Below are 14,438 nucleotides of genomic sequence, written 5' to 3' on the forward strand. Positions count from 1 at the left end.
ACGATCATAATTATGGGAGTCCTCAGTGTCGGTTTGGTTCTGGGTGGAAGGTTTTTGCTTCATGATAAGGGAATTCCATTAAGAGAGCAATTGATTGAAGAAGAATCTCCTCAGAAAATCATGACTTTTTTTGCGCATCCTGATGATGAAATTGCTGTGGGTGGGTCATTACTAGCAGCGAGAAAAGCAGGGCATAAAATAATCTTGATATGCCTTACTAAAGGAGAAGCAGGTCCAACAGGAGGTTTGGTGGAAAGGGAAAACCTTGGGGAAGCCAGGGCTTTGGAATTAGGAATGGTTGCTGAGATTTTGGATGCAGAGCAATTGGAATTATTTGATTTCCCGGATAGTGGATTAAGTGGTGTTTCTTTAGATACAATAAAAAATCTTGCTTTGGATATGATCCAAAAGCATCAGCCTGATTATATCATCAGTTATGACAGCCAGGTGGGATTGTATGGACACCCTGACCATAGAAGCGTATCCCTTGCCATGGAGGAACTATTTCAAGAGAAGTTTGGGAATACTGGATTTCCTGTTAAAAAGCTATTTCAGGTTACCTTGTCACCCAAACAGATTAAAATAGCATTACAACTGGCCCCCGGATTCCAGAAGAATTACCCGGTTGAAGGCCCAGGTTTACCATTTCCGGACTTTGCCGTCAAAACAACTCCTTACTTTTTCACTCTTGAAAATATGATGGATGCTCATGCAAGCCAACAAGAGGTATTTAGGAATTTATTACCTTATAGGGAGGAAATTCCTACTGTGATCTATTCAAGGATTTTTGACAGAGAATATTTCAGTGAAGTAAAGGTGTTCAAAAATTAAAAACCCATTACACTAAAATTAATATACTTAAAGTACCTTTAAAAAAACACAATTTACTCAATTACCAAAGGTAGAACTTATAATACACCTGCAACTGAACGGCAATGTCTGCATTAACTGCTTTTTGTTGCTTACCATTTCCTTCCATATTCCCAAATGGACTGATTAGTAATGACCCCTCAATTCCAAGATCATTATAAGTATCCGGTATTCTAAAAAAACTTCCAACTCTTAAAGGGAAGTAGACATGGGTATCGGAATCCTTGTATTCAATGTCAATATAATTGTCACCTTCATAAACCCTTTTTTTATCTGTCCGCATGGAGTGAAAAACTCCGACTCCCAATCCTGAATAAAATTTAAATGCAGTAGCGACAAAACCTCTTCGGTCTGGATTAAATATGTAATAAGGCATGACATCAGCAAAAAATAAGTTTCCTTTAAATGCATGTGGATATCCGTCTTCAGCAATTCTTTTGATTAGATTATCATCATAATAATCACCACTATTGATCATTTGCCATCCCAGGGTAGCTTTGATATCTATGAAATCATTGAAACTGGTAATATATTCCCCACTAACTACTGGTAATATTTTGAATTTGAATTCGCTATGTATACCTGTATTGTCCCCATATAAAAAAGAGGGACCTAAGCCCACACTGATCCTGTCCCCCCTTTCACCCCCGCGGTTATACTGACCGAAAGATGTAATTGAGATAAAAAAGAACAATATTCCTATTACCAGGGTCTTATTCATGAACGTATTATAAATCGGGTTGCAATTTACCAATAAAAACATAAGTTAAAAAACAAACTTTGGTGAAGTTAGTTTCATTTTAATAATAAAATCTTGTGCTTTTTTTTAAAAATAAGCTGTTACTTGAAATAGATTTGTTTTGGTGAATGGTGCTAATTTACAAATTCTGTTTTTTATCCTGATTAGTAATTTTATTTTTTTTCAATCTTTTGAAATTTTGATCTAGATAGAATTTAGAATTTTTTGGCAAAAATCGCAGTATTGAAACTGATCCGAATGAATATATTTATTTCTTTAATATGATTGAAAGCTTCCTTATTTGATCAATTTTAGACCTTCCAATGCCGATGCATCATCTGGATTATTCATCAATACTTTCTGAAATAGAACTTTGGATTCTCTTGTCTTTTGCAGGTTTAATTTGTTCCAGGCCAATAATATCAATCCATCATAATCAAAAGGAAAAAGGTTAACTACTTTTTCAAGATAGGGATCTGCTTTCTCGAAATTTCCTCTGTTATAATAAATAAGGCCCAATCTATAATTGACCAAGGTATTTTGAGGATCAATCTGAAGGATTTTTTGATAGATTTCTTCTATTTCGTTCCATTTCCCCTGTACAGATAATGGAAGTACCAGTCCCAATTTGGGTTCAATTGCATATGGTTTAAGGGAAACCGCTTTGCTATAATAATCCAATGATTCAGGGATTTGTCCAGCCAGGTAAGTTAGCCATCCCAACCTAAGGTTAATTTCATAAGCATCCGCCTGGTAAACTTCTTTTAAAGAGGCTATTGCTCCTTTATAATTCTCGCTTTTTTCTAAAGCATAGCTTTGCTTGAAAGCATCAATGATTTTGTCCTGAGCTAAAGTGCTGATGCCCAAAAAACCACTGAGTAATAGGGTTAATATGATGATTTTGGGGGAAGTTTTATCCCCAACCCAACTCGTTAATGTTGATTTCATGATATTTAAATTTTAGAATGTCCATGAGATAATGCCTGTGATAGCTTGTGATTTATAAGATTGAAGGTTGAAACTTTCGCCCCCTAGTACGGGGAAAAACTCGCTTTCGTTTTGGAAAAGAGAATAGTCAATCGTGAGTTTTAATTTTCCATTTGGAAGAAGCAATAATCTCCCGCCAAGTCTTTGCCTAATGTTGTCCATCCGGTTAAACACCATCAGACCGTCATTCATGAAAAAATTATTCATGTTACCAAATGTTCCATATCCTTCTATCCAAAGCCAAAGGGTTGTTTTAAGACCGATTTGTTGGTCTAAAATAATATTTAGGATGCTATTACCTTGTCCAAATTCCTGTTGATGAAAAGAAATGGTGGAATAGGTATAGAAATTAAGATTACCGAAAGGATAAAGGATTACCTTTGCGTCTATTTGGTTTTGGATGAAATTTCCAAGAGAACCCCTGTAATAAGATGCTCCAAAGGTAACTTTGTTGAACCTTTTATATATAGATAGAAATCCATTGATGTCATTTTCTCCCATATTGGTAGTTACCGTGGTCTCTACTGGAGGACCAGGCGGACCTGAAATGATTGTTTCGGATACGGGAAAAAGCCTTCTGATAAAATGAATACCTCCCAACAAGGTCAAACCTTTATCAAGAAGCATATTACCGGCAAGATAATATTGGTGTAAAGTTGATGTGTAGTTTTTGTCCAAATTCGGTTCACCCTCAGATTGACTGTATGCCAAATGATTGACCTGTAAATAAGAATATCCTTGGTAAAGGTTAAACTTTGAAGAAAAATCCAAACCCAATCCCACATAATAGTAAGTGCTATTATCTGGGATAAATTGGCTTCCATTAACTTCTGATGGGATATCTGCTTTAAAATTCTCTATAATCGAGGGGTCGGCCTGGGAAATATAATTGTATGCAAAATCTAAATTGGAAAGTAATTGAATGTTTTCTGTACCAGTTTTCCTTTTCAAATAAAGGTCAAATTCTGACGCAACAAGCTTTGCCTCTGAAGACCTGCCCGAAAACAAATAAGCATAATAAAGATATTCCAATAGGTAGGCTTCGGAATTATTCATAGACCTGGCTATTTCAAATTGGCGGATAGCTTCATGGTAATTTGCTTTTTCAAAGAAGGCTATCCCCATTCTAACCCTTAAGTAATAATAATCTATTTCATTTCGTATGGCTTTGTTTCCAACCTGGATCAGTTCAGTCCATGATTTTTTCAGGTAAAGCTGATAGGTCAAAGAATCAACCTGAGGGAGACTTTGTTGGGCATTTACATGGCCAAATGCCAAAACATAAAACAAAACAAAGGTTAAAGTCAGTTGGCGATACATTTGGCAATAGTTTGGGTGTGTTGATCTTGGAATTGGAAATATTGAAGTCCGCTTGCATCGATTTGGAAATTGAAAATGTAAGATTCCATTTCCTTTCCAAATGCCTTTTTTAATAATTTCCCTTCTAGTTTGATGGGCTGAAATCCAAGTTCTCTGGATTTTTCCGGATAGGATAATACATATTCTCCTTTTAGGAATCTATAGAAAGGTGCTACTAGGTCCTGAATGAATATCCTACTTGGATGGAAAATCATATTAATTGCAATGCTGTCTTTGAGTTGTAGCCCATGTGAAAAACCAAAACTAATTTTATATGCAGCTAGGAAGAATTTGTAAAGTAGGGATTGTCTGTTTCCGGTGAAATGGATGAAATGCATGGTCCCATCGTCCAATTTGAAAAAGGCTTTTCCTTTGGTTTTTTGGCATAACAGGTAAGTATTGAGCCAATAGTCCCTTTTGACTTCCCAAACTATCTTTTCTCCATTTTCAGTTTCCCATTTAATTTGATTACCGATGACAAATGAAAATGCTTTTTTAAGTTGATGGTTTGGCGTCAAGCTGGAGACCAATGCATCAAGCGAGGGAGTGCCTACAGCTTCCAGACTCTCTTTTCCCTGAAATCTCATCCAAAAATCTGAAATGGGGTAATCGATGGTTTTCGAACCAATAAACGGAGTAGCCTGAAGTTGAAAATGGAGATGGGGAAATGCTGAATTCCCTGAATTTCCTACCTTTCCAATAATATCTCCTTTCGAAATCTTATCACCAATTTTAGGGAGTATGGATCCTTTCTTTAAATGACTGAGTTTACTATAAAGGAATTCCGAGTGTTTGATTACAATGGAATTCCCCCAATTTTTTTCCAAGTTCCTGGTTCCAATGGTATTATCTTCAATGTCCTCTACCAATGTTTCCACTATACCATCTGCAGGAGCCAATACATTTTTGTCAAAACAGTAATAATCTGAGGCAAAATCTCCCTCATTTCGGAAGGTCTTTCCCTGTTCATCTTTGATTTCAAAGTCCCAAGCATGTTTCCAGTCATCCTTATGGGTATAGGCCCCATTATGGCCTTGGGTCACGGACCATTCTCCATAAAAAGGGAGATAAATTGGGATAGGACTTTCTTTTCCAAACCGTTCCTGGTAATTGATAAAATTGTAGAGGTTTTTTTCAGGGGATTGCTGTTGCCAAAAAATAGTACTCAGACCGATTCTATTGTCAATCCTAAATTTCAATCCATACAAATACAATAAGACAATGACATTAAAAGGAAAAGCATGTATCGGTAAAAAAAACAGGTTAAATACCTGTTGAAGAGAGATCCCCACAACTGCAGTAATGGGAATAATAAAAAGAAGACTTAGGTAAGTGCTTTTATTGGGGATAATAAAATATCCTCCCAAAGCAATCGCGATCAATATATAATTGAAGCCTATATAGCTATATGAAACTTCCGTAAACGGTACGCCCAATAACTGATAAAAAAAATAGGCGATATAAAAGCCGAAAATGGAAAGAAAAAAGCCGATCCTGGAATAAATCAGCAATCCAATTGAAGCCAATATTCCGGAAAAGATATTTTGTTGGAAAAGTATAGCTCCCAAAGAAAGCAAATAGGCTTTTATCGAGGTATGTAAAGGGATTTGATTCCACCATTCGTACATGTTGACCAAAAATTTACCACCCAGAAGGTAAAGATCATTCAAAATATACACGCCTCTTTCACTTAAACCCAAAGCCTCAAATTGCCGTGAGGCCAGCCTTAAAATCCAAATGACCAATATAAAAGGAATGCTCAGGAAAGGCAGTCCATATTTCCCCAAAATACCTTCAAATGCAAGGGCTACAAAAACTGTAAGCATGCCGGAAATTATTACCAGACCGAGCAAAAGTGGGCCTGTTTGGAAATAAATAGATAATCCAATGCCAACCAACAAAGAATTGAATCCATAATATCCTTGACGTACATTGAATTCATGTAGGCCAAGGAAATACCCGGTAAACAGGGCAGTACTAACCGCAATCAACCCATGGATTCCCACATTAAAATCCACAAATGTCAAGGCCAATAAGATGATGCCAAACCATTTGTTATTGGAAAAGAATACTTGTGCGTAACTGTTGAAAAGGGCTTCGGGAAACCATGCTAATTTTTTCATGGTCAACTTTGGGGTTTTACAATTCAAATTTTTCCAGGTGTGGAGGCATCAGTTCCTGAGAATTGATGGTTTCAAGTGTTTCTGATTTTCTGATCAAATGGGCTTTGCCCTGGCTATCCAACAATACCACATTGGGTCTCATGCTGATAAATTGTAGCCATTGGGTATTGTTGTAGGCACCCACCCGCCGGATGACATAATGATCTCCTTTTTTCAGTAGGGGGAACATCACATTGCCCCTGATGACATCAATATTCATACAAAGTGGGCCATAGATAGTGGTGTCCTCGGATTGTTCAGAAACCGGTTCAACCGGTCTGATGTCATGGTCATACCAAAAGGCAGTGAAAAGAACATTGACACCTGCATCAATGATGGTGGCTCTTCGGCCATCTGCCAATCTTTTATTGGCTATGACTGTACCCGCCAAATATCCAGCTTCATCAATCAATGCCCTTCCATTTTCCAAAATCAGCAGTGGGAGCTGATCAGGTTTGATTTCACTGCTCATCAATGCTGAGGTAATAGCATCTGCGTAATCATCAAATGAAGGGGTGGTGTCTGTACCCGGATAATAAGCGCCTCTCAAGGTATTCTTAGAAGCAAAACCTCCTCCCAGGTCAAGATATTGAAGGGCATGGCCATATTTTTTTTCAATTCTTACTGCCAATTCTGCCAATTTGGATGCTGCTATTTTATAGGCTTCGGTGGTCATGATATAGGTACCGATATGGGTATGAAGTCCCAAGAGATCTAGTTTTTTACTCGCCATGATCCGGTTAAGGGCGTCCCATGCTTCCCCATTTTCATAATTAAATCCAAATCGGTCCCATTGGGGATAAATACCTGTATTCATGTTTACCCTAATGGCCACCTTGGGCCTTATTTCTGTTTCTTTGGTGAGTGAAATGATTTCATACAACTCATCAAAGTGATCAATATGGATGAGAGAACCATTGTTGATGGCTTTTAATAGGTCTTTTCTGCTTTTGTCGGGTCCATTGAACACGATCAAGTCACCGGGAACACCATTTGCCAAAGCCTTATCATATTCAAATCCTGAGACCACCTCCGCCCAGGCACCTTCCTGATGGAATATATTGCATACTGCACTGAGGTAATTTGTTTTGTAGGACCAGGCAAATTGTACTTTTGGATATCTTGAACTGAATGCTCTATGGGCTGCTTTGAAGGTTTTACGGATGGTAGGTTCAGAAATGACAAATAAGGGGGATCCGGAGGATTCCAACAATGACTTGATCGAAACCCCGTCAATATAGCTGATAGGCTCCAACTTGTGGGACATGCCATACTTACTGGGAAGACCTGCATTAATTCGTTGTATGATGGGCCTTTCAAAGGTTAATTTGGTCATGGCTAATTTTTTTGTGGTTTAAAGTTCTCCTTTCGTAGAGAGTTGTTCGAATTCTTTTAAATCACAGATCATGTCATAGGAATACCTGATAAACATTTTCCCTACCTCATAATGAGTGAAAGGTTTTACTTCCATTCCCATTGCGAGTAATACCAAAGCCTCGGGTAGGTTTTGTCCTGCGGCGACAGCGAGGTAAACCCAAGCAGGAAGTCTGGGATTGATTTCTATCATATAGAGGTCATTGTCAGAAGTCCGGATAAGTTCCAGTTCCATGCCACCTCTCCATTTGGTTTGGGAAATGATCTTATGGGTTAAATCCAGCATAACAGGGTCTTCCAAAGTGATTCCTCCCCAGCCTTTTCCTTTGTCTGTAATATAAGTTTTGCGCATGGGCACAGCCCCGAAGGTATTGCCTCTCCCATCCCCAAGGGCTACAACATTGACTTCTGTACCCCGGACGAATTCCTGGATGACGATAGGCAATCCCCATTTGGCTGCGATTTTATTAAAGTAAATTCCCACTTGCTCGAAATCATAAGCAATGTAGGCGTCGTAAAATTTACCTTTCACTACCACAGGATAGTCAAATTTATCTTCGATTTTCCTGAAATCCATGATGCTACCAATAGGTTCGCTGTAAGGTACTTTGACCCCATATTTTTTTCCGTATTGTGGAAGATTAGATTTATGCCTTTCTTCAAATTGCTGAAGGGTAGGAAGGAAGGTCCTGATGCCCATGTCATCAAGGATTTTTTCCGACTTCATAAAAGTGAATAATTCCGAATCAAAGTTTGGGATCAATACATTGATATGTTCTTTTTCCTGGATATACCTTATTCTGTCCAGCAATGGTTCCACACCATCTGAAGGGTAGGGGACCTTGTAGGTCTTGTCTACGAGTTCATGCATGTAAGGTCCCGGTTCCAAATTATCATAAGCCAATCCAATGATTCTGGCATCGATTTTTTTGGAATCTTTTATTCCCCTGATCACTGGGATTCCTGGCCCGGGACTGTCGATATTGTTGAGTCCCGATAAAGCAATATTTAGCTTAATCTTCTCCATTGGGTTCTGTCAGCCTCAATTGCTTGAGGGTAGCTGTAAAGTCATAAAAGTACCTTTCAAAAGATTCTTCATCCACCTCATATTTTTCCAACATTTCGTGTAGGATTTCCTGAAAGTTTTTTCCTGATTTGATCAATTGCACAATTTCCAGACCGGTGGGATTAAGGGAATAAGAATCACCTGTACCTGGGTCAAATACAAATCCGGAATCACTAATGGCTATATTTTTCTTGATTTTTTGCATGACAAAGGGTTTTATAAGTGTACTCATCCAAAATTGAAGCTAGTGAAATCCAGATTAAATTTTTATGACTTTTGTCACTTGATGGAATAAACATGGGTTTAAAAAAATATGGTTATCTGATTTTTATTAACCATTATTTGCAACCCTTGTAAATTGGGAATGAAGGACGATTAACTTGCCTTTAGGTGATTGGCCTTATACTGAGGGTATTGGTATTGAATTATTAAAAAAGCATTTAATTTAATCAAGGAATGGCAAAATTGAGTAAAACCATCTATATAATCATAAAACCAAATTTGATTAAATGTTGTATTTTTGAGGGATGAAAAAAGCTAAATCAAAAAATGATTAAAAAGAAGCTTACCAAGGGAGAAAGAACCAGGGAGTCTATACTCAATGAAGCAAGAAGGGTATTTAATGAAGAAGGATTTTTTTTAACACTGAGTGCCATATCAAAAAAAATTGGAATAACCTCAGGGGGTATTACGAACCACTTTCCAACCAAAGAACACCTGATTGTTGGATTGGCTGAGCAATATGAATTGGAGATTGAACAGTTGACTTCCACTCTGGATTATGGTTCTGGCCTTGATTTTAAAAAAATTGTTACTTTTTATGGAAGAATTATGGACATACAGTTCAAGCACCGTTCGGTGATTCTTTATTTTTCAGCAGCTCATCAATCACAAACCGTATTATTTAGTCAGGTTACCAAAACTTGGGTTTATCGTCAGAGCAGATTGGAACTGATGGCAAATGCTTTTGTAAAAGCCGGACTTGTAGACAGTAATATTTTAGACCCTCAAGAATTTCCGATTTTTAGGTTTCAATGGATTAATCTTTTCACCACCTGGCTCGTTTCTTACTCTCTTTATGATTCAGGCAAAGAATATGAAGAAATGAAACCCATCTACCTATCCGGAATTTTAAGGGTTTTTGACAAATACCTGACTGAAAAGGGAAGAGCACAAATGTCAGCGATCCACCTGACCTAGAAAGTTTCAGGTATCCAATTGATTTTTTTTGATGAGGTCTAAAATTCCCTCTCCATAATTTCGTATGATTCCGGTCATCTTAAAATTAGACACAGTTAAGGGACTAATTTTGGTAAGGGGTACGATGACTATTTCACCTGTAGTGAAAGAAGGGGCTTCAGGTATCATCAAAGTAGCCCATTTGGAATTATTTTCTACTAAGAAGCATACCCTTAAAATTCCATCTTCCTTAAGCAAGCAGGGTTTTAGAATTTTATCCTCATTACTAGAAGGTGTTTTAATCAATGCCTGGTAAAATTTATATCCTGGAATATAAAAAAGTAGCCTATTTTCGAAATTGATTAAATATTTTTTAAATACATGTAACCGCAGCGCTATTCCTACCAGAAACACAAACAAAATCAAAATAACAATCCCTAATGCATCTGAAAAATCTGAATATCCAGACCAAGTTCCTAGTTTTTTAATAACCGAAGCCAAGATATTGGTAAATAATGTTAAAATTTTCCATGCCAAAAAAGCAACCAAGAGAAGTGGAAGTAAAAATGAGACTCCTACCCAAAAAGTTTTGAAAAATTCAAGAGATCCTTTTTTCAGCATATTTTTACCGGAATAATGTTACTATTTAATAATTCAATCTGAGGTTGTTAACAATCAATGTACTATTGACTCCACCCTCAAAATTAGCCCCCTCTGCACTGGAAGCTAATACGAAGCTGAGATGAGTCACCTCCGCATTGGCATCGGCGAAAAGCCCATTGGCCGGGAACCAATGTGCAGGAGAACCTGGAGGTAAAGTTCCATAAGTCAAAGGGATGGTGATTTCCTTCGGTTCATTGACTGTATCCTCACTTCTAAACCATGCTGTTGCGACCCGGCGGACGATATTTCCTTCCCTGTTTTCTAGCAGCATGTATATGTCGGCTTGGTCTGTTTTGGTCAAAATCTGGCCCGAACCGTTTTTATAAACGGCTCCTGGAGAATAAGTATAGCTGATTGTGAAGCTTTTTGGACGCGCAGTAAAGGGGGTTCCAAACTTGGCAGAGTTCAAGGGATTGGCAAAATCGAGAACAAAATCCCCGGTAAACATTGATCCGGCCGCCATACCTTGTTTAACCAATTGGGCCAAGGGACCCAAATCCCGGGTAATCAGTTTGGCACCAAAGTCCCCTGTCCCGATTTCGGTTTTCTCCACATTGGCCTGACCCAAAGTGACCACACCTGGATTGCCTGAAGCCCAAATAGTATTTTCATCTTTGCCTGGCTCAAGGTAGTTTTTGCCCGTTGGGGTATGCCAATCATCAAATCCTGAGTTTTCGAGCTGGGGTGTTTCTGGTTCTTTTTCAATAATGACCCGGTAATTGACCGATGAACCGTCTTCTGCAGTAACCTGATAAAACACTGGTTGTCTGAAATCCATCAAATCCCCTTTGCCTGGGGCGATGCTGGCATAGGAACTGAGGCTGATCGAATCTGCAAACAATCTCGAAATATCGACTTTTGCACCCACTGTAATTCGGATTTGGAGGCTGTCGTTTTGGATAATCGTATTGCCGACCTGTCCAGGTACCGTAAAGTACAGGATTTGTTTCAAAGAGGATTTGCCGAAATGATGTTCATCCAGGCAGGAGAACGTCAGCAACATGATGCCAAAGACAAGTCCAAGGGAAGAGAGGTTTTTGGTTTTTTTCATAGATATACTGAGAATCCGAGGGATAATTCAAACAGGTTGATCTTTAAGCTGAGGTCATTTGAGACCACTTTGGAGTCAGGCAGGTTGGTGGCGGTTCCCCGTGTGACAGAGTTGCTGAGTCCAAAGGCACCGACATTGACCTCAAAGCCAAAGTTGCGCTGTACAAATACCAACATCCCGGGGCGCATTTCCAGTCCGTAATAGACAGAATTGGAAAATGTGCGCGTGAGGATTTGGTTAGTGGTGACTTCTTTTACCTGACTGCCGTATCCGATTTGGATTTCGGTAGGGACGATGATATAAAACCTGTTGCTCGTTCCCAAAGGGATAAAATTCTTAATGTAAGGACGGAAGGCCATTTGTCGCTCGGCAAGCCAAACGTCCGAGATGGTGCCATCGCTTGCTTGTTGGGTACTAATTTCCTTGGTGCTTCCATACAAAAGGCCAAGTCCTATACCCAAGTTGTCCTTGATCGCATAGCCTGGATCGAGCCGTATTGAGAATGAGCGACGGTCATCATTGAGATAGGTAGCGAATAGCTGTCGGTCGTTTTCTGCCCGTTTTTGGGAGGCAGAGAGACTCAAGCTGCTGAACCAGGTACCTTTGGTGATAGACACCCCGTCAGACTCGGATTTTGATTGTTGGGAAAATAGGGGATGGGCTGCAAATACCAGTAGGCAGAGCCACAAAACCCTCATCAGCATGTTCATATTTTTTGGATGGATTGAGAAAACTCCCTTTTCCAGCTATGCCAATACTTGGGAGAGACTGGATTATTTCTTGTTTTCGAAAAGCGATTTTTTGGTCTCGAAGTCAACGACGGCAGCGACGATTCCGGCAACAATCCCTGCGATAACGGATGCAATAGGCAGACTGACTTCCACTTCCCCTGCAAAGCGTTGTAGTAGGATTGCAAATATGACCACGAGACCAAAGGCGTAGACACTGTGCTTCAGTGCTTTTACAAAGAAAGTCGGGAAGTAAGAGGGTTTGTTTTCCATTTTGGTTTGGAAAAACGCGATGGAGGTCAGGATAAATGCCAAGGAAATAGCCAAGGGTACCGCCCCTGAAAACACGGTATGGGTAGTAGAAGAAATCTGATCTTGGGTTAAGAGTACCGTGGGATGGGTCTTGTCCAAGGTAAACCAGTTGATGATGCCGTTGATAACTGCATTGACGAAGCCGTTGATAGCGGCTCCTTTTTTGATTTCGTTGAGTGTCATGGTGTCGATTGGAATTGAGATTAGTAAAACATAAAGAAGGACGCCTGGAAGCTCAGCCAATCGTAGACATCTGATTCAAAACTGCTCTTGATGGCAGGGCCGGGGCTTGCCCAGGAAAACAGTCCTAGGAATAGATAGTTTCCCTTAAGGAAATAACGGTAGGTCATTGTGAATTCATGGCCGTAATTTTTTTCGGTCAGGTTCGCGATCGGAGTGAGTGAGCCAAGATTGCTGTAGGAATCCGCCTGTAGGAAAAAGTAGTCGAAACTCAGGTCCATGTTCTTTTTCAGGTATCCTTTGACCTCCACCCGGTGGGTTATCAAGTTGCCGTCGCCTATGATTTTCCGGAAATTGATCCCCTGTACCCAGTTGCCGAGGCCACCTGTTTGAAGTGCGTCGAATCTTTCAAACCTTGAAGTATTTGGGTCATCTCCCTTCATGAAGGCATATCTGTAATAGAAAGAAGGGCTGAACTTCCAGGCTTTTTTGAGAAGACCGCCCCCCAGATACCAGGCGTTTGAAACCATATCTGCGTTGTTGTGCCATTGATAGGCCAATTCCGACTTTATAAAGAGGCCTTTCCCGGCGATATTGTTGATCCACACCTTTGGATTGAGGGTTTGTAGGCCCTCTAAGGGGATTCTTTCGTTTGGCGTCGCATAGGAGGACTTGGAGGACTGAATGGCAATGTGGTGCAGACCGAGGTCGAGGTGTTTATTGTCGTTGAAAAGAACACCCCCTCCGAGATAGCGTGTGTTGGCTTGCCTTTCTTTAAACAATTCCTGCGGTTCCAGGAAAAAGGCAGAGAAGTTGAACTTTTTCCAATGGACCTTTCCCCAAGCGGTCATTTGGTAGGCCGTTCGGGAATTCAAGTACAGGCTTCCCCTTTCTCCTGCATTGGCAGATCCTGAAAAACGTGAGAAAAGAAAGCCGTCATTGAGTTGGAAAAATTGCCGACCTGCAGAGAGGTCAATTGAAAGATTCCTGTTTTTTCCGATCTGTGGGATTAAAACGCCAGCGTACAGACGTTCAAACGCGCCGTAGATTGCCATGTCTTCAGAATAAATATCACTTGTATTCCTTGCCGATATCAGGAAAGAGGCAGCTCCGTATGGAAATATTTTGGATTTTCCTATTTGGGTAATGCCTCCGATACCCGGCTCCAAAAATGTTTCTCCCCAAAACCTTGGGCCCTGTACGGCGGCATTGTCAGCGACTGGATTTCCTTGGGTAAATTCAGGGCCTTTGGAAAAAAAGGCATTTTGATCATGATAGAATCCGAAAGCACCATTAAGAATCAGGGTGAGCTTGCTTCGGTCAGTCTCCAACAGTACTGGAAACTTGGTCTCTTTTTTGCCAGGGATGGATTCCTTTGTTTCCCCGGGATCCAGAAACGCAGCATAAATGACAAGCACGACGGGCCCAGAGATTTCAGGTGTGTAGACTTTGTAATTGGCGGACTTGATTTGGGGCTGACGGAGAAAGGCGCTGATCGCTAAATCAGCTGTCATTTCCCTAAAGACGCCTCCCGGTTGAATTTTGAAATTATCATACAGTGCCTTTAGTTCGAGAGAGTCAGCAAGGTATTGCTTTCCCTCTTTTTCCAACAAAATCACTACGGAGCGTATCGGAGAGCCTTCGACTGTGTTTGGCACGACTTCGACACCAAAAATCTGATTAACTTGGGCGACAGCTTCGGGGGGGGTAGAGAACAGGACTACCAAAAGGAGAAAAACCCAGTAAATGTTCCTCATAGGCGAATAAC

At 40.0% G+C, this 14,438-nt stretch carries 14 protein-coding genes; 2 read left to right on the top strand and 12 right to left on the bottom strand.

What is annotated here, in order from left to right:
- Positions 1-12 precede the first annotated feature (12 nt).
- Positions 13-831: a PIG-L deacetylase family protein gene (locus ACFSKV_RS04180; RefSeq protein WP_380800603.1), complete on the top strand. Its 819-nt coding sequence runs from the start codon at positions 13-15 to the stop codon at positions 829-831.
- A 61-nt stretch (positions 832-892) separates the two neighbouring features.
- On the opposite strand, the gene ACFSKV_RS04185 is transcribed toward ACFSKV_RS04180, so the two are convergent.
- From ACFSKV_RS04185 to ACFSKV_RS04215, 7 genes are all read right to left on the bottom strand, one after another.
- The gene (locus ACFSKV_RS04185) at positions 893-1,591 is read right to left on the bottom strand and encodes a hypothetical protein (protein WP_380800604.1); all 699 of its coding nucleotides are present in this window, start codon (positions 1,589-1,591) and stop codon (positions 893-895) included.
- A 315-nt stretch (positions 1,592-1,906) separates the two neighbouring features.
- Positions 1,907-2,557, bottom strand: a complete 651-nt coding sequence (locus ACFSKV_RS04190; protein ID WP_380800605.1) for a tetratricopeptide repeat protein — start codon at positions 2,555-2,557, stop codon at positions 1,907-1,909.
- 12 nt (positions 2,558-2,569) lie between these two features.
- Entirely contained in the window at positions 2,570-3,916 is a 1,347-nt protein-coding gene (locus ACFSKV_RS04195; RefSeq protein WP_380800606.1) for a hypothetical protein, read from the bottom strand.
- Positions 3,901-6,078 (bottom strand): urea transporter, encoded by a 2,178-nt coding sequence (locus ACFSKV_RS04200; RefSeq protein WP_380800607.1) that lies wholly within the window; start codon positions 6,076-6,078, stop codon positions 3,901-3,903. Before ACFSKV_RS04200 ends, ACFSKV_RS04195 begins: the two co-directional genes overlap by 16 nt.
- 16 nt (positions 6,079-6,094) lie before the next feature.
- Positions 6,095-7,453, bottom strand: a complete 1,359-nt coding sequence (locus ACFSKV_RS04205; RefSeq protein WP_380800608.1) for a type III PLP-dependent enzyme domain-containing protein — start codon at positions 7,451-7,453, stop codon at positions 6,095-6,097.
- A gap of 18 nt (positions 7,454-7,471) precedes the next feature.
- Entirely contained in the window at positions 7,472-8,518 is a 1,047-nt protein-coding gene (locus ACFSKV_RS04210) for an ATP-grasp domain-containing protein (protein WP_380800609.1), read from the bottom strand.
- Positions 8,505-8,762 (bottom strand): HPr-rel-A system PqqD family peptide chaperone, encoded by a 258-nt coding sequence (locus ACFSKV_RS04215; RefSeq protein WP_380800611.1) that lies wholly within the window; start codon positions 8,760-8,762, stop codon positions 8,505-8,507. The genes ACFSKV_RS04210 and ACFSKV_RS04215 overlap by 14 nt, the downstream gene beginning before the upstream one ends.
- 344 nt (positions 8,763-9,106) lie before the next feature.
- Here ACFSKV_RS04215 and ACFSKV_RS04220 point away from each other — a divergent pair, with 344 nt between their 5' ends.
- A complete protein-coding gene (locus ACFSKV_RS04220) occupies positions 9,107-9,757 on the top strand; it encodes a TetR/AcrR family transcriptional regulator (RefSeq protein WP_380800612.1) in 651 nt (216 codons plus the stop codon).
- 6 nt (positions 9,758-9,763) lie between these two features.
- On the opposite strand, the gene ACFSKV_RS04225 is transcribed toward ACFSKV_RS04220, so the two are convergent.
- From ACFSKV_RS04225 to ACFSKV_RS04245, 5 genes are all read right to left on the bottom strand, one after another.
- On the bottom strand, positions 9,764-10,357 hold the full coding sequence (locus ACFSKV_RS04225; RefSeq protein ID WP_380800613.1) for a DUF502 domain-containing protein: 594 nt from the start codon (positions 10,355-10,357) through the stop codon (positions 9,764-9,766).
- A 25-nt stretch (positions 10,358-10,382) separates the two neighbouring features.
- Positions 10,383-11,450, bottom strand: a complete 1,068-nt coding sequence (locus tag ACFSKV_RS04230; protein WP_380800614.1) for a PCMD domain-containing protein — start codon at positions 11,448-11,450, stop codon at positions 10,383-10,385.
- Positions 11,447-12,160, bottom strand: coding sequence for a hypothetical protein (locus ACFSKV_RS04235; RefSeq protein WP_380800615.1), 714 nt, complete (start codon positions 12,158-12,160; stop codon positions 11,447-11,449). The genes ACFSKV_RS04230 and ACFSKV_RS04235 overlap by 4 nt, the downstream gene beginning before the upstream one ends.
- Before the next feature lie 63 nt (positions 12,161-12,223).
- Positions 12,224-12,673, bottom strand: a complete 450-nt coding sequence (locus tag ACFSKV_RS04240) for a hypothetical protein (RefSeq protein WP_380800616.1) — start codon at positions 12,671-12,673, stop codon at positions 12,224-12,226.
- 20 nt (positions 12,674-12,693) lie between these two features.
- Positions 12,694-14,427 carry an alginate export family protein gene (locus ACFSKV_RS04245; RefSeq protein WP_380800617.1) on the bottom strand — a complete coding sequence of 578 codons (1,734 nt, stop codon included), beginning with the start codon at positions 14,425-14,427 and terminating at the stop codon, positions 12,694-12,696.
- Positions 14,428-14,438: the final 11 nt, after the last annotated feature.

Origin of the sequence: Shivajiella indica, from assembly GCF_042683085.1 — a bacterium.
Lineage (GTDB): Bacteria > Bacteroidota > Bacteroidia > Cytophagales > Cyclobacteriaceae > Shivajiella > Shivajiella indica.